The following is a 19,925-nucleotide window of genomic DNA, read 5'->3' as shown; positions in this document are numbered from 1 at the left end:
CGCTGACGGCCCAGCTCGGACGTGATCGAGCCGAACAGCTCTGGGTCGCGCGCTGAGAGAGACTGGGTGAAAAAACCTTGAGTGCGTTGCGGGGCGTTCACTTTGAAACCTCCTAAAAGGGTTAGCCGGTCCAGCCAAGGCCAGCGGAAATAGCGTTCATCGATTGCAGCAGGGGAACAGGAACCGATCCTGCCTGAGGCTCGGTTCGAGCTTGTCGCAGCAATTCGACCTGCAGCGCGTGAATGCGGGCCAGTTCAGCCCGTTTGCGATCAAACCGCTCGCACAGGCGAGGGAAACGGTGTCCGATAGTTTGTCCTCCCGTCAGAAATTGCACTGCACTGCAGGCGCTATCGTATTCCGCTTTGATTGATTGAAAGACGATTTGTCGGGTGTTCTCATCGTGCACTAGTTCGCCGTATTGTGCGGCGATGCCCATATCCGCCTGATAGAGCGATTTCTCCATCTCATCGACGGCAAGGCGGAACAGCCGGGAGTGCTGAAACATATCCTGCAGCACTTCATCACCGCGCGCGCCACGAAATTTGCGGAAGCTGGCCATTGCGGCCCCAAAACCATACCAGCCCGTGATCAGGTGGCGGTTCTGCGACCAGGCAAAAACCCATGGAATGGCGCGCAGATCATCCAGACTGGCCGCGCCAAAGCGACGTGCCGGACGAGATCCTATTTTCAGGCGGGCTAATTCCTCGACCGGGCTGGCCTGCTGGAAATAGTCCAGAAAGCCTGGCATCTTCAAAAGCGAGACATAGGTTGTCTGTGACAGTTCCGACAGAGCATCCAGCGCGTCGTCGAACTCGGGCCGTGCCAGGGTTTCGCCGGGATTGGCGGTATGACGCAACGTGCTTGAGAGGAGCAGTTCCAGATGGGCCGCGGCTGTTCCGCGGTTGGCGTATCTGGTCGAAACAACTTCGCCCTGTTCAGTTACGCGCAAGCGCCCGGAAATTGTTCCGCTGGGCTGCGCAGCAATCGCCCGCCCAGTGGGAGCGCCGCCCCGACTGACTGAGCCGCCGCGTCCATGGAAAAACGTGACCTTGAAACCTTGCGAAGCCAGTGCCGTCACGATGCGACGTTGGGCGCGCTCCAGCTCCCATGTTGAGCAGAAATACCCGCCATCCTTGCCGCTATCTGAATACCCCAGCATCACTTCGATTTCATTTCCATCGGTTTTGAGGCTGCGGCGGGCAAGCGGTACTGCCAAAACGTCCAGCAGGATCGCAGGGGCATTGCGAAGATCTGCAATCGTTTCGAATAATGGCACCACCGAGATATCCAGTGTCTCGGACCCGAAACCGGAATAGCGGGCCAGCAGGTACACACCGAGAATATCATCGGCAGACCGGGTCATGGACAGGATAAATGGCCCAATTGCCTTGGGGTCCGGCCCCGAGCGAACCCTATGAACAAGCGCTAAAAGCGCCAGCATTTCCTGCGCCTGATCGCTCAGCACCTCGCGGTTTTGATAGGGCAGGTTTTGATCTGCCAGCTCTGATCGCAGACGGGTAGACCAGTCGGGCGTGCCATATTCCGGAGCATGTCCGGATTGCGACCAAATTTCCGTCAGAACGTCATTCGTGACGGTTGAATTCTGACGAATATCCAGGGTTGTGGTTCGGAACCCGAAAACCGCAGCGGCGCGGCACAGCGGACGGATATGCCTCTGTGCCAGGACGTCGGCGTTGACCGCGCACAAAGCCGCATCAAGTGCCCCAAGATCGCTTACGAATTGTGAGATGTGATCATAGCCGCCATCGGTCAGCCGATAGCGAATGGCATTGAGAGCTTGCCGGAACGGTTCGTTTCGATTGCGATCGCCGTCCGGAGTTCGGTCGATAATTTCTTGTACACGTGCACGGTTTGGCTCAGGAAGCGGCAATATGAGCGCGCTGATGCTCAACCGGCTTGCAGCTTGATCGATGGCCTGACGATAAAGATCCTGAACCGTTTCACGGCCGCGTTGCAGGGCCAGTGCGGTCATCTCGGTTGTGACATTCGGATTGCCATCCCGGTCGCCGCCAATCCAGCTGTGAAAGCGAATGTTGGGTGTTTTGGCTAGAGTCTGACCCAACACATGCAGGCAGGCCTGATCGAACCGATCCATGACCTGCGGGACGGCGTCAAAGATTGCATCCCGGAAGAATTGCAACCCCCATTCGATCTCGTCGCGCAGGCTTGGGCGCGACAGACGAAGTTCGCCTGTCAGCCACAAAAGATCAATCTCGCCTTCCAGACCATTCAGCAATTCGGTGCGTTCGGTCGGGGTCCATCGTTGCACTTCAAGACTGACAAGATTGCGGTAGATCCGCCGGTGAATTTCCAAAACGGTGACCCGTTTGGCCTCGGTCGGGTGCGCGGTTAGGGTGGGACCGGCGCATAGGTCAGCCGTCAGTTTTTTTGTCTGGCTGTCCGTTAATTGCAGTTCAGACAACACCTCGGCAAACCCGCCTTCGACCGATTCCGCGCCACTTAGGGTCTCGGTCAGGCGCCGGTCCCGGACATGGGCGTTTTCATCAATGATGCGTAACAGTTGGAACCAGATCGATAGGGCTTGCAGATACGGCGTTGCCTCGAGCCCTGTAGGGATGGGTTGCAACGGCATGGCCTCGGCCCATGTCGCCACATGCGGCGCCCGCTTCGACAGAATATTCCGCCACAACGCCCGCAGTTCCGAGCGCAATTCCTCGGCATAGCCCGAAGGGTCCGGGGTGGACGGAATATTGCGGGCCAGCGCTTGCATCAGATCACCTGGTCCCGCGGGGTGCGACCTGCGAAGAAGTCGGCCAGATTGTCGAGTACGCGAAAACCCATGGCCTCGCGCGATTCTTTTGTGGCGCTACCCAGATGGGGTAGCATCACCAGGTTGTCGCATTGCAACAGATCCGGGCTAATGCGAGGTTCGCCATCGAACACGTCCAAAGCAGCCCCACCGATCGTGTCGAACATCAGCGACTGCACAAGTGCGTGCTCATCCACGACCTCACCGCGCGCAGTGTTGATGAGGAAGGCGTTGGGCTTCATCAGATCCATTCTGCGCCCGTTGATCAGGTGCCGGTTTGCGGCCCCACCCGGGCAGTGCAGTGAGACGAAATCGCAGTGCGGCAGCAGATCGTCCACGGTATCGACCTGAGTTGCGTTGAACTGTTTCAATACCTCGGGCGAGACAGTGCTGCGGTTCTGGACAAGAATTTTCATGCCGAACCCATGGTGCGCGCGACGGGCCATTTCCTGACCAATGCGGCCAAAACCGATGATGCCCAGAGTCTTGCCGCTGACCTTGGTGCCGACCAGATGGGTCGGACGCCAGCCGGTCCAGCCGCCCGCGCGCAGCTCACGTTCGCCTTGGCCGGCGCGGCGGGCTACCATCAGCAGCAATGTCATGGCCAGATCAGCCGTGCATTCGGACAAGACATCCGGCGTATTGGTTACGGTCATACCAAGGCTGCGCGCAGCGGGTTCACAGATATGGCTGTAACCAACTCCATAATTGGCGAGGATTTTGGTTTGCGCCGCAGATACGTCCAGCGCCTCGGCGCTGAGCGTGTCGGTGACCGTGGGCAGAACCGCGTCATAGCGTTTCAACGCATCGCGGATCTCGGCCGGGGACAATGGTTTGTCCCCGATGTTGAGTACGGTGTTATAGTTTTCGGCCAGTTGCGCCTCGACGGCGGCGGGCCAGCGACGGGTGACAAGGACCGAAGGTTTGACCATCACGCAGCCTCTCCCATGACGCGGGCGATGGTCTCGCCAATTACCGCAGGGTTTTCAGCAACAGTCACACCCGCCGCCGATAGGATTTCGACCTTTTCCGAGGCGCTTTCGCCAAATGCCGAGATGATCGCGCCGGCATGACCCATGGTCCTGCCTTTAGGTGCGGTCAGACCGGCGACATAGGCCACGACGGGTTTGGTGACGTGGTCTCGGATATACTCGGCCGCCTCGGCTTCCTGAGGGCCGCCGATTTCGCCGATCATGGCGATGACCTCGGTGTCCTCATCCTGTTCGAACCGCTCAAGGATATCGCGGAATGACGAGCCGTTGATCGGGTCGCCACCGATACCGACGCTGGTTGAGACGCCAATGCCACGCTCCTTCAGCTGCGCCGCGGCTTCATAGCCCAGCGTGCCCGAACGACCGATGATGCCGACATTGCCCGGCAGGTAGATATGGCCCGGCATAATCCCCAGCAGCGCCTTGCCAGGGCTGATAGTTCCAGCACAGTTCGGGCCGGTCAGCACCATGCGATTGTCCTTGGGATAGCGATACATATAGCGTTTGACGCGGATCATGTCCTGCGCCGGGATGCCGTCGGTTATGCAAACGCAATAACGGATACCGGCATCTGCGGCCTCCATGATCGAATCCGCCGCAAACGGGGGCGGCACGAAGACAAGGCTGGCCTCTGCGCCGGTGGCCGTGACCGCTTGTTTGACAGTGTCGAAGACAGGCACGCCTTCTACGATTTCGCCGCCCTTGCCAGGGACGACACCGCCAACAACATTGGTGCCGTATTCCAACATATCCTTGGTGTGAAAGCGTGCCATACGTCCAGTGATGCCCTGAACAATAACGCGGGTGTCGCGGTCCAGAAGAATGCTCATTACACAGCCCTCATCTTGGTGTTTTGGGTCAAATCGTTTTGCCATGCACCAACGGCGCGTTCGGCAGCTTCCATCAATGTTGTTGCACGAATAATCGGCAGGCCGGACTTGGCGAGTATTTTCTGACCTTCTTCTACATTCGTCCCGGCAAGGCGCACGATGACTGGGATGTCGATATCCAGTTCCTTCAGAGCCTGCACGACGCCTTCGGCAACCCAGTCGCAGCGGTTGATGCCGGCGAAAATGTTGACCAGAACCGCTTGGACGTTCTTGTCGGACAGTACCAATCGGAAAGCTTTGGCAACACGTTCTGGTGACGCGCCGCCTCCGATATCGAGGAAGTTTGCAGGCTCTCCCCCGGCCAGCTTGATCGTGTCCATCGTCGCCATGGCCAGACCGGCACCATTCACGATGCAGCCGATATTGCCGTCCAGCCCGACATAAGACAGGCCACGATCCGCCGCGCGGCTTTCACGGGGGTCTTCCTGGCTTTTGTCGCGAAGCTCGGCTACCTGCGGGTGGCGGAACAAGGCGTTGTCGTCAAAGCTCATCTTGGCGTCCAGCGCCAACACGCGATCGTCACCGGTGATGACGAGCGGATTGATTTCAACCATGGTCGCGTCCAGCTTGTTGAAAGCGGCGTAACACCCTTGGAGGGTGCGGACCATGTTTTGGATCAGACGGGGCTCCAGTCCCAGATTGAAGGCAATCTCGCGCGCCTGAAACTCCTGCAGACCTACCGCAGGTTCGACGATGGAGCGGACAATGCTTTCAGGGCGTTCTGCGGAAATATCCTCGATCTCCATTCCGCCCTCGGACGAGGCGACGATCATCACGCGTTGGCTTGAGCGGTCGAGCACAAAACCCAGATAGATTTCCCGATCGATCGGAACGGCAGATTCGACGTAGACGCGATAGATGCCTTTGCCATCGGGGCCGGTCTGATGCGTCACCAGCTTGCGGCCAAACATCTCGTCACAGGCTGCGTATATTTCGCTTTCCGAATTGCAGAGCTTTACGCCCCCAGCTTTGCCGCGGCCACCTGCGTGAACCTGGGCCTTTACAATCCACTTGTCGCCACCCAGCTCACGTGCACGATAGGCAGCTTGCTCGGGGCTGTAGGCCAAGGCCCCCGAAGGGACTTCGACGCCGAAATTCGAAAGAAGTTCTTTCGCCTGATATTCGTGGATATCCATCTGCATTTCCTCCCGTTTATGCAGCGATAGATGTGCCGTAGCGGCTTTCCAGAAGCGCTTCGATCGCTTCGAGATTCACCGAACCACCCATCTCGCGGATTGCTTCGGCAAACAAATGCACGATGCGGCCGATCGACTGATGATTCAGTTGGTTCAGGATGCCGATGCGGACCTGAACAGGGGCGCTGAGGGTTGGCCAGATGCCAAAGCCGCGGGCCCGGCAATTCTGCACCAGCTCCATTTCGCGGCCTGCAAGTTCAGCGGGCAGGTTCAGCACCACAAGGCTGGACATGTCCGAGGTGACCTCGCAGCCCATCGCAATGACGGCATCGCGCAGCACGGCCTCGTGCGTTTTGTAGGCATGCGCGCGCTTCGCTAGCCCCTCCTGCAGGGTCAGGCGTAACGATTCATGAAAGGCCGCGACGGCATAGCCCGAATGTGTTCGGTGATATGTGCCTTTTTCAACATCCTGGCCATCGACGATGCCCCAGTGGCGGGCCTCGAAAATGGGATTGTGAACATAGCTGTAGGCACCCGTTGCTTTCAGGCTGTCGATATATGCGTCGGTAAAGCTGACGGGAGCATAGGTAAGCGGCAAGCAGCACAGGCCCTTTTGCGGACAAGAGGCCCAGCCCGCGATGCCCGGATAATCATCAACCCGGAAATCTTCGACACCCAAAGACGAAACGGCGTCGATCAGACCCATTGCACCATGGCGCTCGCAGGCATCCGAGAAGCCGCGCAAATCATTGATGCGTCCTGATCCCGTTTCCCAATGCGCCATAAACGCCCATTTGGGCTTGTGTTCAGCCAGTGCAGCTTCGACCAAGTCACCGGTCACCGACTGACCATGCGGCACGTCGATGATCGTGACACTGGCGGCCTGCGGATCCAAGGGGTTGGCAGCATGTTCGTCCGGTGTCGCTGCCTTGATCCGAAGGGTCAGTGTATCGATGCCCGAAAAGGTCCCGTTGTTGAACGCAACAACCTTGTCACCGGGCATGACAGCCGAGAACATGGTGTCCAAAGCGCTCCAACCAGTGCCCGCGACCGCAAAGGTGTATATGTTCGTGGTGCCCCAGATTTCGCGCAGCATGTGCTTGCATTCGATCATGCCGCGCAAAACGTCGCCCTGCATGTGATCCGCAACTCCGGCGCTGGAAAAGGCTTGTAGAACGCGCGCGTCTGTATTGCCCGGCCCGGGGCCTGCGGCCAGCGTCTCGGGGATTTCGAGCGTTGGATAAATCTGGAAAGTCATTGCGATCCTCCTTGATCGTTGGGGTGGTCAACCACGCCCAGACATCTCGTTGTGGATCAGGAAAGCCTTGCTTGCGTCATCGCGCAACGTAACTTACTACTGCTTTAGGACTTCTAATGGGATGGGGAAAAACCTACCTGTATTGGCAAGAATACCGAAGTATACCAAGTTTTGCCCTATACGAATGGGTAGTTTCTTGAGGATTTGGATGTAAAATCAATGACAGAGCCTTCACAACAACCGATCGACGTCATGCTTGCCGACAACAATCCGCTGGTCTTATCGGCCATGTCAGAGATTTTTGAACGTGATCCGCGATTCTCTTTGGTTGCCACATCGGCGACTGCTGAAGGGTTCCTGGGCGCGGTCATGAGAGTTCCGGTCCAGGTGTGTGTGATCTCCTGGAGCTTGCCGGTTCTTGGCGCGGCCAAATTGATCGAGGTTTTGCGAGAACAGGAAGGCGCGCCCCGTTTTGTCATTTACGGCGATGATGTCGGAGATGTTCCGCGCCTTGCAATGCAGGCAGGAGCTGCGGGGTTCTCATCCCGGTCTGGTGAAGTTGAAGCGTTGCTGGAAACCTGCGCGGACGTGGCTGCTGGCAAGATGGTGTTCCCCTTCATCGATGTCCGCCAGATGCAACAGAATCCGATCCACAGCCTGTCGCGGAAAGAGCGCGCGATTCTGGAAGCTCTAGCCAAGGGCATGTCCAACCGCGAGTTGTCCAAAGAGCTTCAGATATCGACCAATACCGTGAAATTTCACCTGTCAAACATTTACGAAAAACTATCGGTTAAAAATAGGACGCAGGCCATCGCGTATTACTATTCGTCTAATGCGGCCTCGCATTAGATAGATTTGCCCAAATGCTCCAATGGTGTGGTCATTCTGTTGGTCGCGTGATCGGACTTTCTTAGGAACCCGTGGGGAATTGGGTGGCGGTTTCGGAAAAGCTCTGATCGACGGCGACGGACGCAATGCAAACCCGAACCTGTTCTTCGATAGCTCTACGCGCGAAAGAGGTCACGGCTGTGTCCGACGCGGAGGCATCGTAGATTACAGTTGGTTGAGCTTCGATACTATATCGAGTTGGAAACAGAAACACGTCAATCTCACCCTAAAATTGCTGCTTTTTTTCGCCATATAGCGGGCCGTCCCATCTGATCTCGTCTTTGGCGACGGCGGCTTTGATCGAGGTCAGGTCTTGCTCCAGTGGGCCGGTCCGGCCAGGATCATTTCGACATCAACCCCGAGAGAGTGCAGAGATCCGACTGTTTCAAGAAAATCGTACAGCCCTTTCTCGCGGGACAGGTTGCTTAGAAGCCCGACCCGCAAATGGCCAGGAGACTGCAGGCTGGTCTGTGTTTGGGGGCGAAAAACGCGTTTACTGCGACGTGCCATTTTTGATTGCTTCGGTAAGCGTGTGGGCGCCAAACAAGGTCAGGATAGTCGGAACATAGGCCATAATGGCGTCTGTTTCACGATGAGCATCCAATTGGGTCAGCTCGGTGTAGTAAGGTGCTGATCCAGTTTCTTCAGGCCAGAAGTAAGGAGCCAAGTTCAGGATGGATGAATTGGCCTTAGCCATATGGTTCCCAAACTTCCGTGCCTGCTTCTGGGTGGTTCTATGGGGTTCACATGCTCGCTTGAAAGTTGCAATGGCTCTGGGCCCGCTAGGCCAGATTTTGTCCTTCACGGGCGTGATGACTGAACAACAGCTTGTTTGATTGGACATCGGACAGAAAATCCGCAGTGCGCCCAGACAGCGCTCGATAAAAGGATAGAAGACCGGGTTCGATTTCTTTGGCAATGTCGATGCAGTTTTGGCGCAGCTCATCGGTGCGCTCCAGCGGTTCGCGCGCACGTATGGCCGACAAAAGTTGAGCATGCGCATCGCGTAAGTTCTGGAATGCCTCGCTGTCGAGCATGTCCTGATCGCCAATCAGTATGTAAACGGGCTCCAGGTTCTTTTTTCCTTTCAGGTCCACAAACCCAGCTTCCAACATCGCCAACTCTTGTTTGCCTAGAATGTAAACTGAATTCGAAACCAAGATGTCATAGTCGACATGTCGGCAGCTTTGTTCGATCCTGGCGGCGACGTTCACCACATCTCCGATCACAGTATAATTGAACCGCCGCCGCGACCCGATATTGCCCACACAGGCCTGTCCTGTCGCGCAGCCAGTGGCCAGCGCAATGGGTGGCCGTTCGCGCATGATTTCGGACCTATTGAACTGTGCCAATGCACCGCGCATCATCAAGGCTGCCCGTGCAGCGCGACAGGGATGATTTTCGACCGGAAGCGGAGCGTTCCAGAACGCCATGACTGCGTCGCCGATGAATTTGTCGATTGTGCCTCGCTCGTGCAAAATCTGATCTCCGACCTGTGAAAACAGCTCATTCAGAATGGCGACGAGCTCCGTGGCCGAAACCGACTCGGATAACGGGGTAAATCCACGGATGTCGGCGAACATGACGGTGATCTCTTGTGTTTCTCCACCAAGGACCAACTGATGGTCCGAGCCTTCCATTTCATCCAAAATTTCAGGAGCGACATAGTGAGAAAAAATCTTTCGGATCGCTCTTTTCTCGCGCTCGGTCGAAATGAATAGATATCCGGCCAACAGCCCGAAATTCGCCATCCCACCAGCAAGTGGGAAGGTTGCATCAAATAATACGAGTTGATTTTGAAAGGCCATCCAGCTGATCAGCACAACTACGGCTGCAGATACGCCACCCGCAATGAAGGATGCGACCGCACCAAAGCTGGACATGACGGCGACGACCACTAACCCCAGTAAGACGAATGAGACCAACTCAAGCGCAGCTGTCACATCGGATCGGCTGAGCATTTCGCCCGTTAGGACCTGTTCAAGTAACTGCGCGTGGATCGAGACGCCGGGCACGGATTCTCCGAGCGAGGTCTGGTGCATATCAAACAGACCCGCCGCAGAGGTGCCAACAAGAATAATCTGGTTTTCGATCCGGGACCGCAGCGCAGGATCATCCGGATTCGTCATAACGTCATTGGCAGAAACATACAGTTCAGGCCGGTCTCGCCTGTACCGGATCCAGACTTCGCCGTTCTGAGTTGTTGGCAATCGAAAATCGCCCAGTTCAAGCGCCAGCATGACACCGGATTCATCGGACGCGCCCTCGGCGAAAAGGACTGTTTCCCCCAAGGCCACCCTAAGGGCCTCAATTCCCAGGCTTGGCAGGGCGCCATCCGGTCCCCCCCAAAGTACCGGGACCCGGCGGACCACACCGGTCCCACCAAGTGGTGAGACATTCACGCCCCCAATGCCTGTTGCATCTGAATAAAGTGGCGGAGCAGGAGGGGTCCAATGCGGAACCTGGACGAGCCCTGAGGTCGGAGACTCACCGATCTCGATGATCCCCGCCTTGGATATGACGGGCTGACCATCATCGGCTACACGGGCCGCTACACCCAGAACAACCGGCCATTTGGCGATTTCGGCTCCGAAAAAAACATCGTTGTCCAGGTTTTGGGCGTCTTCATCTACCGAGAGCACCTCGGCCAACGCAGGGTCTTCCAATAATCGAGCAGGCGAATAGCGGTCGGGTTCGACAAACAGCATGTCAAAAGCGATGACCGCAGCGCCATTTTGGCCGAGGTTTTCAACCATCTGAGCCATGAGATTACGCGGCCATGGCCATTGCCCCCAGTTGGCCAGTGACTGTTCGTCTATGTCGACAACACGGATTGGCAGGTCGGGGGTGTAATCGCGTGGGGCCATGCGCTGAAGGATGTCGAAATATATCAGCCGAGTCATGCGCACGGGAAACGGATCTATGACCCTGACAAAGCATCCAAACAGGATCAGGCACAAACCCACAAGGCGAAAACCCCTGCGGCGAGTGCTCCGTTCTTTCGACTTACCCGTCACGGTTGCCTCCGAAGACAGTGGTCGCTTTCACTGCCCGACATTACCGATTACCCATATCAGCCGATGCTCAGTTAACAGGTCTATTCGGTTTCGTATCCGGCGCTGCACCGCCTTCTATACTGGGCGCCTCAACGGGTGCAGATGCTACCGAAGCCTTCACCGCTTGCCGCTGCGGGGGCGCTGGGCGGGGCTCGGGAGCGTCGGATTTTTCGATGGGCTGCACTGGTGCTGATTCTCCGGCGCAGCCTTCGATATTCACGCGCAGCGGACTGAGAAGCCGTTCCTGAGACTGAATGAACGGAAATCCATTTTTCACTGCTTCGTCGTACTGTGCCTGATCGGCCGGGCGGCCCACCTTGCCTTTTTGACTGGTGGCAAACAGGCTGCATTGACGTCCAGTTGATCTGCAGCCGCCTTTCAGGCCGCACATCTGCACGGTGCCTTCCAGCACCAGCATCGAGCTTTGGGTGCCAGGCACAACCCACATGTCGAATATGGTCCCACGCACAGCCATTGTCGCAGTGGGGGTCTGGATGGAATAGGCACGTTTTCTGCTGTTGCCCGAGATGAAACGAAAGCTTCCACCCAAGGCCTGAACGGCAAAATTCTTGGCCTTCTTCTTGTTTCGCAACATGGTCACATCCAGCGCCATCTTTGCATTAGGCCCTATCGCGATCTTCGTTTCGTCAACAAAGATCAGCTGAACTACCCCTCTGCTGTCTGTGGATATGGAATCACCCGAGGCAACTTCCATGCCTTCAAGCAGTGGCCGGGAATTCCCGGCTCGGGTAATTTCTGCGCCTTGTTTGACGCTTACGACAGTACCAATGTTGGCCAGGATCTGCGACGGCAGTATCAAAACACAACAGGAAACACACAACACTCTTAACCAGACCAAACTAATTATCCCTTCCCCAAGGTTATTCCAGAGCGCAATGCGCCCGCTGCCCGGTCTGTGCCTCGTGGAATTTATTTCTTTGTATTATTTGTAAAAAATCTAAGCAAATATGCCTTAATGCCTATGTGTTTGGCAAGTTTTCTATGAAGCTGGAGAAAATTGCCACCTAATTGGGCTGACCCGGAGCTTCGGAAACTCTCTGTTTGTACATTGCCGGTGTCTCGGACAGGGCCCTTTTCAAATCAGTGTTTCGTTGGGCCGTCGCTCGCTTTCCCAGCCGATGTCTCTTGGGTCTGATCGCCTTATGGAAGGCCCGGCAGACACGCATTGCGGGTGACGTTTCGCGGCTGCCTTTGATCAAGCCAGAAAGCCATAGACATCATGGATTTGACTTTTTGAAGATTTTTTCACGAGGTCCCTTGTATTTCTTGGCGCTTATCGAATACACCGGCCAGCGGAGACGTGGCCGAGTGGTCGAAGGCGCTCCCCTGCTAAGGGGTGAGCCATTCTCTAAAGCCCCATAAAAACCAAATACTTACCAGAAGCGCGCGGGCGTGTTGCACCAGTTTTGCACCACGCCCGCGCGCTGTCGCGGATGTCACGACACGCAGGCCAGAAAGATCCCGTACCAACGGCACAAAAATGTTCTCTCCGACTCAACAAGCTGGGGCATTACGATGCCGCTCCCAAACGCGCAAAGCCCGTCTAAAAGAGAACTCACAGAACACACTTGCGTCAGCTAATCGCTATAAACGTCAAATGTGGAATATGGCATCGTTGTTGAAGTTGACAACAGAAGTTGAGTATGAGCGTCGGTTTCCTACCTGAGGGCGCGCCACTCAATCATCGAGAGCAATCTGGCCTTGGCGGACGAGGATCTCATTGCGGGCAGCGAGACCGAGAAATTCCGAGACATTGCCGTTTGTCAGAGTTTTGGCTGCCTCATCTATAGCGTCCCAGACGCCGCGCTCTAGGTTCACTTGGCGGCGCTCCTTGATTGTGTCGCGCGGGATATAGGGAACCGCTAAGAGATATGCTCCTTGCGCCAAGTCCCCAGCCACTTCGGTACGAATTGTTTCGATGTCACGTGGCTGCGGAATTTCCGCAAAATCCGAGAAGTAGTCATCGAGAGCTGCGATCGCGTTTTTGAGGATGTCAGTAGCCTTATCTGTAGCGGCAAAACAGCCCGGCACATCCGGGAAACTCACGCCATAGCAGGACGCTGGATCGTGGTGAACAATCGCTAGATAATTCATGGGATAAGGCACTTTCCGATTAATAGCTTCCTCTTTTATCTTGGTTTTGATCGAGTTGATAGAACAAGGCTGTTCGAGTTCCACAAAAGATTTCGTAAATAGGTTTGGGTCGTCCTTCGTACCATCCGCAAGAACGGCCGAAACACCGGCTGTTCAGCTCAACGGCTCATCCTACGTCGACGCCGACTTGGCGGAATATCTCGACGACAAGGGCATGGATCACATTGGCGGCGCGCTGCATCATCAAACCAAACAGATGAGCCGAATACTCACTTAGTTTACGCCGCTCTTGGTTCCAAAAACTCTGACGACGGACACGACGGGTACCCCATATAGGCCGGATACCCCAACCTGCGCCTCTGCTCCTGAATCCATTTGGCAGCAATCCCATGCTTCCGCGCGATCTGGATATCGGAAACCTCTGCCTCAAAACCCTTCTTCAGCAGCGCATCAAAATCAAACCACTCAAGCGCCTCCAGCAACGCAGCCCGCCGGGCAGGGAAGGCCTCCCTCAGCTCACGCAGCCACCGTTACAATCAACTATGGAGATTACTGCCGTGAGACCGAAACAATACTTCCCGAGTTTTCACAATACTCCACTGCGCGCCTAACGATGGATTCACGCAGTGAGTCCTTACGGCATTTTTGTTCAACAAAGTTCCAAAAGAACAAGCTAAACACCGTAATATTGGGATTCTAAAGGGAACATACTTCTTATATGATTTCGAGATTCGCACCCCAATTTTGGTAGATTCTTGTCGTATGATTCATTCGTACGAACCTCTGAAACTCTGGTACCGATGACCTCGGATAAAAACTTTGCTAGTTCAGCTGCGTTTTCCAAGCGAAAGATGTGGTCTACCATCAACTCCCCGTCCGAACCCGCGGCACGCGCCTCTAGGCTAAGTGGCGAAAGGTTTTCCACCGATATCCAGCTCGGCCCGAGTTCCAACCATTCCTTTCGTATAGCAAGCTTGCCAGTACATACCCACGTTTCAAAATCAAGCGGTGCTGAAGCATCCCAGCCATTTGTGAAGGTGTATCGGCACAAAATATCTGGTTTGAAATATTTCCAATATGACCAGAGCATCTCGATTGGATCACGAACTGTAATTATGAAAGATAACTTTGAAACATCGTGCCTCCGTTCGCACAGATATTGGGCAAGAAATGGACCTGTGATATGAGGATGCAGCGATGGAAGCTGCCCGGCAGTATCAACGGCAATATCCCCAGGGGCAAGGTGAGGGTCGATCATGCGACGGAGACTAGTTGACCCACATCTTGGCTTGGACAACGCGACAAGATTCTTCGACAGCAAAGCTCTCATGATTTACCGGGAAAAATGCTACTAGGTCGATACAATTCCAGTGGCACGCCGACACTCCTAAGTTTCACGATTTTTAGGTACTCTGTAGCAATAGCAGACCGAGCAAGCAAGTTTTTGCAATGCTTTGACAATTTCACTGGCAAAGACAAATGGCATCGAGAGAAAGATAACAGAGTACCGAGTGTGTCAGCCACGCTCATCCCATCGTGGGTAACCATAGACATCAAAATCACGGGAGAAAAGTTCATTAACCAAATCTACGTGTTCCTTGGCATAAAACCGCTTCAATTTTTCGTCAGCTTTAGTTGGGCTAAATCCGACATCCGCTTGCGTTGGAAATTCGAAATCTGCACCCATTTGGTGTAAGGCGATTTTTGCGTCGTGGGCCATATTCTCGAAACGACCTAGAAAATCAATCTTAACAGTTGGATGCTGCAAAATTTCACACTGCGGTGTCCAGTGTTCATCGTTTGCATAAAACGATCCCTTCCTCTTCGCTTTAATCCATTCCAAGAACGTAAGAAAATTGACCGTATTCGGAGCGTAGATGTAATTTGCAATCCTGGCCCGGAAACCTTTTGGCCTATCGAATCTTTCAAACCTGATAACATCATCGAAAACTAAGTCGAAATAGTCTTTGCTTTTGGGTGAATCTATTCGTCTATTAATGCTATCAAACTTGTTCAAATAGGCCGAAAGTATGCGAGAATATGGATCGCGAACAAATGCTATTTTCTTGACATCTTCGTTGCTCAGCACTTCGAAATCTTCTTTGACTGTTCTGTCAAGAATGTGAAACCCCGATTTCTCTCTATTGTGCGCTATGTCCTTTCGATTAAAGTCTTCATGCCCCATTAGCCTTCGAAGAACAATTTTCCAATTCGTGCATGCAACTTTCGGCACATAGCCAAAAGCAATTTTTTTACTTTCCAAGTAAATAAAATTCTCATGAACTCTTGAGTTCATTCTACCCTTCCGCTTGCTCCTTAGCATGACATTAACCTATAGGCGGGTGAAGGCTCTTCAAATTTAATGCGTTTCTTCCGGTTTTCAGCTAACATTATTCAAACGCTTCCTTCTTCTCTGCACCCTCCAAAGATCATTCCAATAGGAGAAACGCCAAGGTGAACATAGTGCGACAAACCACCATTTACGCTGTTCTTTGACAATCTTGAGTTCATATTTCTTACTTCTATACCGCTTCGGCAAATAAAAGTAGATATCTCGCGAAGCGTTTACCGGTATTGATGAACCTCTCAATATTATGTCTTCCAAACGCGCAATTTTTTTTAGGTTCATTTCCACTATTGAAGGATGCACGTAGTCGACAAGGCTTGACAGATTATTTTCCGCTTGAATTTCTTTGTTTCGAGCAAAAACAACGGTGCTTTGCATTGTATCCCAATCGCTGAAACTTTCATTCCAGACTGCGGGTCGAATAGGGTCGAAAAGACAAAAATTCTCAACGAGAAATAAAATTCCCCAAAAGCTTGGCCATGAAATCATCAGGCTTTCGTTCAGTTGAAACGAATTCGGTTTAGGTGTAAAAACAACAAAGTTGGCGTATTTTGCTATGGCTTCTACACTTCTCTGAGCTTCGTATAGTGAGTCTGCTGGAACTCCAGCAGTTACATGAATTACTCTATGTGAAGGATCAAATTCGCCTTGTTGGGAAACTACTTCATCCAATTGATCAAATGTTGCGATGGCAACGTTGGCAAACCCTGCTTTTTGGTACGCCTCAGACCATTCAACAGGCTTGTGTCCTTCAATGATTACAACTGAAGTCGAGCGAACGGGCCGCATCGACATAACTTGCTCTAGGGCAACGTCTCTTACTTTTGCATCACTCATTTGGAAACCATGGCTGGAGAGGGCACTGCTCGGATTCTGAATCTGGCTGCCTTGGGAAAGTATTTCGCGCGCCTGGAAGGGTCAAAAATCCACTCCCGAAATCTCAAGCATTTGGTTGACAGAAAAATAATGGGCCACTTCAGTAAATGAACTCCAACTGCTGCCTAGCAATATGGGCGCGCGGGCAAGCAACAGCATATCTGCAAGCCCGTAAACTAGTTGATCCTCTGATCGGCTGTAGTCGGTTCTAGGGAGCCAAACCGCATTGTCTGAGTATTTTGAAACGAAGGTCTCATATGCCTCTGCGTTGTCTGAAGCGAGGAATATACTGAGACTGCTGGATTCCATTAAAAGAGAATCCAATCTCTTAAAAAAGTATCCATAGTGAGACCTGTCTCTGGCCCGCCTAATCATTTCCTCTTCGGACTTTGTCCAATCACCGGGAACATCTTCTTCCTGGCGTTTCGTAGCACCCCCACTCATTCGGATGTGAACTGAGACATCATTCGGGGACCGTACGGAATCAATAAGCTCTTGAACTCGGACAGCGGGCTTTAGAGCGCGGAGAAATTTCCTCTCTTGATCGATCGTTTTGTGGTCGCCAATTATTCGGTACGCCGACTTCACAATGACATCTTGTGCCTTGTGAATTTTAGGCTTTGATAAAAAAGAATGCCTGACTGATTTGTCCATCAAATCCAGCTTTAGGGCGTTATCATAGTTTTCATTTAGATCGCTTTCAACTGCACCTTCGAATTCGAATAAGCTGGAAAAATTACAATCACAGTGTTCATCCCGTATCCACCGAATGACGAGTTCGCGTGAGGTCGCTTCAGCGTAAACTGCAGCCGATCCAATTGCCCTCAAACGGTTTCCCAAACCGTGCTGCGCATCGATTATCAGTTTTGGCCGGGAGTTGATGTGCTTTTGCGGTTGCGGTATCGACACCAGGTTCTCATTGTCTGACGAAATAGACCAAATTGCGTCATTGAGATCCAGAGTCGCCAATGCATCGTCCACAGACGATAACGGAGCGGTAATAACCGACGACCCCAATCTGGATTCCAGGGCTTGAATAGCGGCTTCTGCGCGTTCGGTTCGTGATCCAATCAGAGATGGATTTACGCCGAATGGTTGGCTTCTCCGTACTGTCGTCATGGCCTTGGCTTCTGTCAGCGAATTGAACTTGGACATAGGAGTGGAGATGTCCCACGGGGATGCTGATGTCGCCAGAATTTTGTTCAATTTAATCCAGAATATGGGAAGTGCCTCAATTTCATCCCATGCACACAAAAACTCCTTCTGGGAAGGTGCAACACGTCCGATATCCTCATGATCGATATGGCGGATTGTTTGTGATGCTACATCTTGCCTTGGAACACCCGATTGCGTGAGGCGTTCATAAAGATCATCGTCATCCCAACCGTATGTAACAATCCGTTCGTTGAAACCGTTGACGGCAAGTAGTTGATCTCGACCAACGGCAAAAAGCCCGTTCACATGTGATTGTCCTTCGGCTGCGGATGTCCAGTTTCCTGCAATCAAGAGTTCTTCGGCTAAATCGTTTTCTTCGAAAAATGTCGAGCTGAGCAGCACATCGCTGTCTACTTTGAGAATTATTGACCTGGAGGTCGCTCGAAATCCAAGGTTGTAAGCGTGCGAAAGTATCCAACTCCCTTCGTCTTCAACTCTTACTATTCGCACCCTCGGATCTTCAATGCCAGCGTCTCTCAACGTGACAGAAACCGGATACGTAGAAGACCAATCAACTATGACAACTTCGTCGACTTCATCATGGGCTAGCCAAGTCGGAATCGTTTCGGTTAAATGTGCGTTTCTATTCATGCAGCATGTAACCAATGAAACACCCTTTTGAACGCCGCAGTTGGTCACAAATCGTTTGTTAGAAGATGCCACTCTTGGCAGTTCATTTCGTAGTTCGGGGCGCTGAAGTAGTCCGACAAAAGTCGATGCAATATCTTCTCTGGACTTAGAATTCCTTTTTGACAGTTGAGTGCGAACCATACTTTGAAAGACAGCTCTTGCGTCTGACGGTTTATCCTTTAGAGACGCCTGAAGAGTATCCAATTTTATTTTTGAAGTATTCATTTCGCTTTCCGCGCATAGTCCAACATAAATTCGCACTGAATGTCATTTATTGGTATTTTGACATTATGTAAATTTTGTAGCTGCCCCGACTGCGGATCTTGCAAACTAACCCACAACCCCGAAGCTCTTGCTGGCACCTATCGAACTCTAGCGAGCTTTACAATACACCTGCAAGACTATGTTTGGTTCTGTCAGGCTGTGTTGCATGGATCATGACTTAGGGTCAGGACTCATAGCCAGTAGATAACGAGTGCTGCGAGGGCGATGGCTGACAGGAAGACCTTCGGGCATCTGTCGTATCGCGTTGCGACACGCTGCCAATCCTTCAACCTGCCGAACATGATCTCGATCCGGTTGCGTTTTTTGTAGCGGCGCTTGTCGTACTTTACCAGTTTTTTCCGTTGCTTCCGTCCAGGGATGCAGGCGCGTATCCCTTTGTTTTTCAATGCTTCCCTGAACCAGTCGGCATCATATCCGCGGTCCCCGAGCAGCCAATCGACGTCCGGCAGGCTGCTCAGCAATGCTCGTGCACCGATGTAATCGCTGACCTGACCGGCGGTGACGAACAGGTTGAGTGGACGTCCCCGGCTGTCACAGATGGCATGCAACTTGGTGTTCATGCCGCCGTTGGTGCGGCCGATCAGGCGTCCACGCCCCCTTTTTTAACGCCCAAACTGGTCGCGGTACGGTGGGCCTTCAAGTAGGTGGCGTCGATCATCACGGTCTTCTCTTCGCCGTGTTCGGCAGCCAGACCTGCCATCATCTGGGCGAAGATGCCTTTGTCGCTCCACCGCTTCCAGCGGTTATAGAGCGTCTTGTGCGGGCCATAGGTCGACGGGGCGTCGCGCCATCTCAACCCATTGCGATTAATAAAGATAATCCCACTCAACACACGTTGGTCATCGACGCGGGGCTTGCCATGCGACTTCGGGAAGAAGGGTTCAAGACGCGCCATCTGCGCGTCCGTAAGCCAGAAAAGATCAGACATGTTCACCGCTCGTTTTCAAACCGTGAATCACGCCGCTGGACAAAAATCAATGGGTCTTGACCCTAGGCGAGTTTACCCATTACTCCATCACTTCAGATGACGCGCTCATACATCGCACGACCGAGACCTGTCATGCGGTTGAGCGCCTTTGCCGTTACTTTCGTTTCGGCGATTTGACGGCCAAAATCACGCGCTTGCAGGCCATCACCTATAACCTGTTTCCATCTGCCGATTTGAGCTTCAACCTGTGATCGCTGGTTGATCCCGGTTCGATGTATACCGTGCTGGCGCCGAAAGCGGCAATCCAGTCCCGAACGGCCCGTGCAACAAACTCAGGGCCGTTGTCTGAACGGATATAGGACGGTGTGCCTCGCAGGATGAACAAGTCGGTCAGAGCATCGATGACATCGATGGAATTTAGCTTCCGCTTGACCCTGATCGTTAGGTCGTGTTGATGAAAGGGATTCACAGCGACCTCTGATCGTTATTCAAGCCGGTATCTGCGATGGAGGCCAGCT

General features: G+C 53.3%; 15 protein-coding genes and 1 pseudogene. 1 reads left to right on the top strand and 15 read right to left on the bottom strand.

Annotated features, from left to right (window positions below; translation table 11 throughout):
* Positions 1-121: 121 nt before the first annotated feature.
* The 5 genes from AC2FLB_RS20610 to AC2FLB_RS20590 are packed head-to-tail and all read right to left on the bottom strand — an operon-like array spanning position 122 to position 7,067.
* Positions 122-2,752 (bottom strand): phosphoenolpyruvate carboxylase, encoded by a 2,631-nt coding sequence (locus tag AC2FLB_RS20610; RefSeq protein WP_496709987.1) that lies wholly within the window; start codon positions 2,750-2,752, stop codon positions 122-124.
* Positions 2,752-3,723, bottom strand: a complete 972-nt coding sequence (locus tag AC2FLB_RS20605) for a 2-hydroxyacid dehydrogenase (protein WP_142635199.1) — start codon at positions 3,721-3,723, stop codon at positions 2,752-2,754. Before AC2FLB_RS20605 ends, AC2FLB_RS20610 begins: the two co-directional genes overlap by 1 nt.
* Complete coding sequence (gene sucD / locus AC2FLB_RS20600; RefSeq protein ID WP_281972634.1) at positions 3,723-4,613, bottom strand: succinate--CoA ligase subunit alpha; 891 nt, start codon at positions 4,611-4,613, stop codon at positions 3,723-3,725. The genes AC2FLB_RS20605 and sucD overlap by 1 nt, the downstream gene beginning before the upstream one ends.
* On the bottom strand, positions 4,613-5,809 hold the full coding sequence (locus tag AC2FLB_RS20595) for a malate--CoA ligase subunit beta (RefSeq protein WP_496693072.1): 1,197 nt from the start codon (positions 5,807-5,809) through the stop codon (positions 4,613-4,615). Before AC2FLB_RS20595 ends, sucD begins: the two co-directional genes overlap by 1 nt.
* A gap of 16 nt (positions 5,810-5,825) precedes the next feature.
* Positions 5,826-7,067: a pyridoxal-phosphate-dependent aminotransferase family protein gene (locus tag AC2FLB_RS20590; RefSeq protein ID WP_496709986.1), complete on the bottom strand. Its 1,242-nt coding sequence runs from the start codon at positions 7,065-7,067 to the stop codon at positions 5,826-5,828.
* Positions 7,068-7,286: 219 nt separating this feature from the next.
* Between AC2FLB_RS20590 and AC2FLB_RS20585 the strand changes: the two genes are divergently transcribed.
* A complete protein-coding gene (locus AC2FLB_RS20585) occupies positions 7,287-7,916 on the top strand; it encodes a response regulator transcription factor (protein WP_246097171.1) in 630 nt (209 codons plus the stop codon).
* Positions 7,917-8,448: 532 nt separating this feature from the next.
* Here AC2FLB_RS20585 and AC2FLB_RS20580 read toward each other — a convergent pair.
* The 10 genes and pseudogenes from AC2FLB_RS20580 to AC2FLB_RS20535 form a co-directional block, all read right to left on the bottom strand.
* Positions 8,449-8,652, bottom strand: coding sequence for a hypothetical protein (locus AC2FLB_RS20580; protein WP_496709985.1), 204 nt, complete (start codon positions 8,650-8,652; stop codon positions 8,449-8,451).
* A gap of 85 nt (positions 8,653-8,737) precedes the next feature.
* Positions 8,738-10,858, bottom strand: coding sequence for a CHASE2 domain-containing protein (locus tag AC2FLB_RS20575; RefSeq protein ID WP_496689139.1), 2,121 nt, complete (start codon positions 10,856-10,858; stop codon positions 8,738-8,740).
* Positions 10,859-11,039: 181 nt separating this feature from the next.
* Complete coding sequence (locus AC2FLB_RS20570) at positions 11,040-11,831, bottom strand: FecR family protein (RefSeq protein ID WP_246097172.1); 792 nt, start codon at positions 11,829-11,831, stop codon at positions 11,040-11,042.
* Positions 11,832-12,709: 878 nt separating this feature from the next.
* The gene (locus tag AC2FLB_RS20565; protein WP_282021690.1) at positions 12,710-13,210 is read right to left on the bottom strand and encodes a type II toxin-antitoxin system HicB family antitoxin; all 501 of its coding nucleotides are present in this window, start codon (positions 13,208-13,210) and stop codon (positions 12,710-12,712) included.
* 589 nt (positions 13,211-13,799) lie between these two features.
* Positions 13,800-14,384: a hypothetical protein gene (locus AC2FLB_RS20560; RefSeq protein WP_282021689.1), complete on the bottom strand. Its 585-nt coding sequence runs from the start codon at positions 14,382-14,384 to the stop codon at positions 13,800-13,802.
* A gap of 258 nt (positions 14,385-14,642) precedes the next feature.
* On the bottom strand, positions 14,643-15,422 hold the full coding sequence (locus AC2FLB_RS20555) for a sulfotransferase family protein (RefSeq protein WP_496709984.1): 780 nt from the start codon (positions 15,420-15,422) through the stop codon (positions 14,643-14,645).
* Between the two features lie 84 nt (positions 15,423-15,506).
* Positions 15,507-16,310: a hypothetical protein gene (locus tag AC2FLB_RS20550; protein ID WP_496709983.1), complete on the bottom strand. Its 804-nt coding sequence runs from the start codon at positions 16,308-16,310 to the stop codon at positions 15,507-15,509.
* Positions 16,311-16,391: 81 nt separating this feature from the next.
* A complete protein-coding gene (locus AC2FLB_RS20545) occupies positions 16,392-18,419 on the bottom strand; it encodes a galactosyltransferase-related protein (RefSeq protein WP_496709982.1) in 2,028 nt (675 codons plus the stop codon).
* Between the two features lie 230 nt (positions 18,420-18,649).
* Positions 18,650-19,407 (bottom strand): IS5 family transposase gene (locus tag AC2FLB_RS20540; protein ID WP_496709981.1). Its coding sequence is split into 2 segments (ribosomal slippage): positions 18,650-19,071 and positions 19,071-19,407, totalling 759 coding nucleotides; the frame shifts between segments, so codons are not numbered across the junction.
* 259 nt (positions 19,408-19,666) lie between these two features.
* Positions 19,667-19,852 (bottom strand): annotated as a pseudogene (locus AC2FLB_RS20535) (DDE-type integrase/transposase/recombinase); the annotation flags it as partial.
* Positions 19,853-19,925: the final 73 nt, after the last annotated feature.

The sequence above is a fragment of the Ruegeria sp. CDSA236 genome (assembly GCF_059611285.1).
Note: the sequence above shows the minus strand (reverse complement) of the source record. Positions and strands in the feature narration are given on the sequence as shown.

Bases quoted from the DNA above. Each gene is read 5' to 3' on its own strand.
- AC2FLB_RS20610 (WP_496709987.1), bottom strand. From the start codon at position 2,752: ATGCAAGCGCTGGCCCGCAATATTCCGTCCACCCCGGACCCTTCGGGC.
- AC2FLB_RS20575 (WP_496689139.1), bottom strand. From the start codon at position 10,858: ATGACTCGGCTGATATATTTCGACATCCTTCAGCGCATGGCCCCACGC.
- AC2FLB_RS20605 (WP_142635199.1), bottom strand. From the start codon at position 3,723: ATGGTCAAACCTTCGGTCCTTGTCACCCGTCGCTGGCCCGCCGCCGTC.
- AC2FLB_RS20560 (WP_282021689.1), bottom strand. From the start codon at position 14,384: ATGATCGACCCTCACCTTGCCCCTGGGGATATTGCCGTTGATACTGCC.
- AC2FLB_RS20550 (WP_496709983.1), bottom strand. From the start codon at position 16,310: ATGAGTGATGCAAAAGTAAGAGACGTTGCCCTAGAGCAAGTTATGTCG.
- AC2FLB_RS20595 (WP_496693072.1), bottom strand. From the start codon at position 5,809: ATGGATATCCACGAATATCAGGCGAAAGAACTTCTTTCGAATTTCGGC.
- sucD (WP_281972634.1), bottom strand. From the start codon at position 4,613: ATGAGCATTCTTCTGGACCGCGACACCCGCGTTATTGTTCAGGGCATC.
- AC2FLB_RS20585 (WP_246097171.1), top strand. From the start codon at position 7,287: ATGACAGAGCCTTCACAACAACCGATCGACGTCATGCTTGCCGACAAC.
- AC2FLB_RS20580 (WP_496709985.1), bottom strand. From the start codon at position 8,652: ATGGCTAAGGCCAATTCATCCATCCTGAACTTGGCTCCTTACTTCTGG.
- AC2FLB_RS20545 (WP_496709982.1), bottom strand. From the start codon at position 18,419: ATGAATACTTCAAAAATAAAATTGGATACTCTTCAGGCGTCTCTAAAG.
- AC2FLB_RS20555 (WP_496709984.1), bottom strand. From the start codon at position 15,422: ATGAACTCAAGAGTTCATGAGAATTTTATTTACTTGGAAAGTAAAAAA.
- AC2FLB_RS20590 (WP_496709986.1), bottom strand. From the start codon at position 7,067: ATGACTTTCCAGATTTATCCAACGCTCGAAATCCCCGAGACGCTGGCC.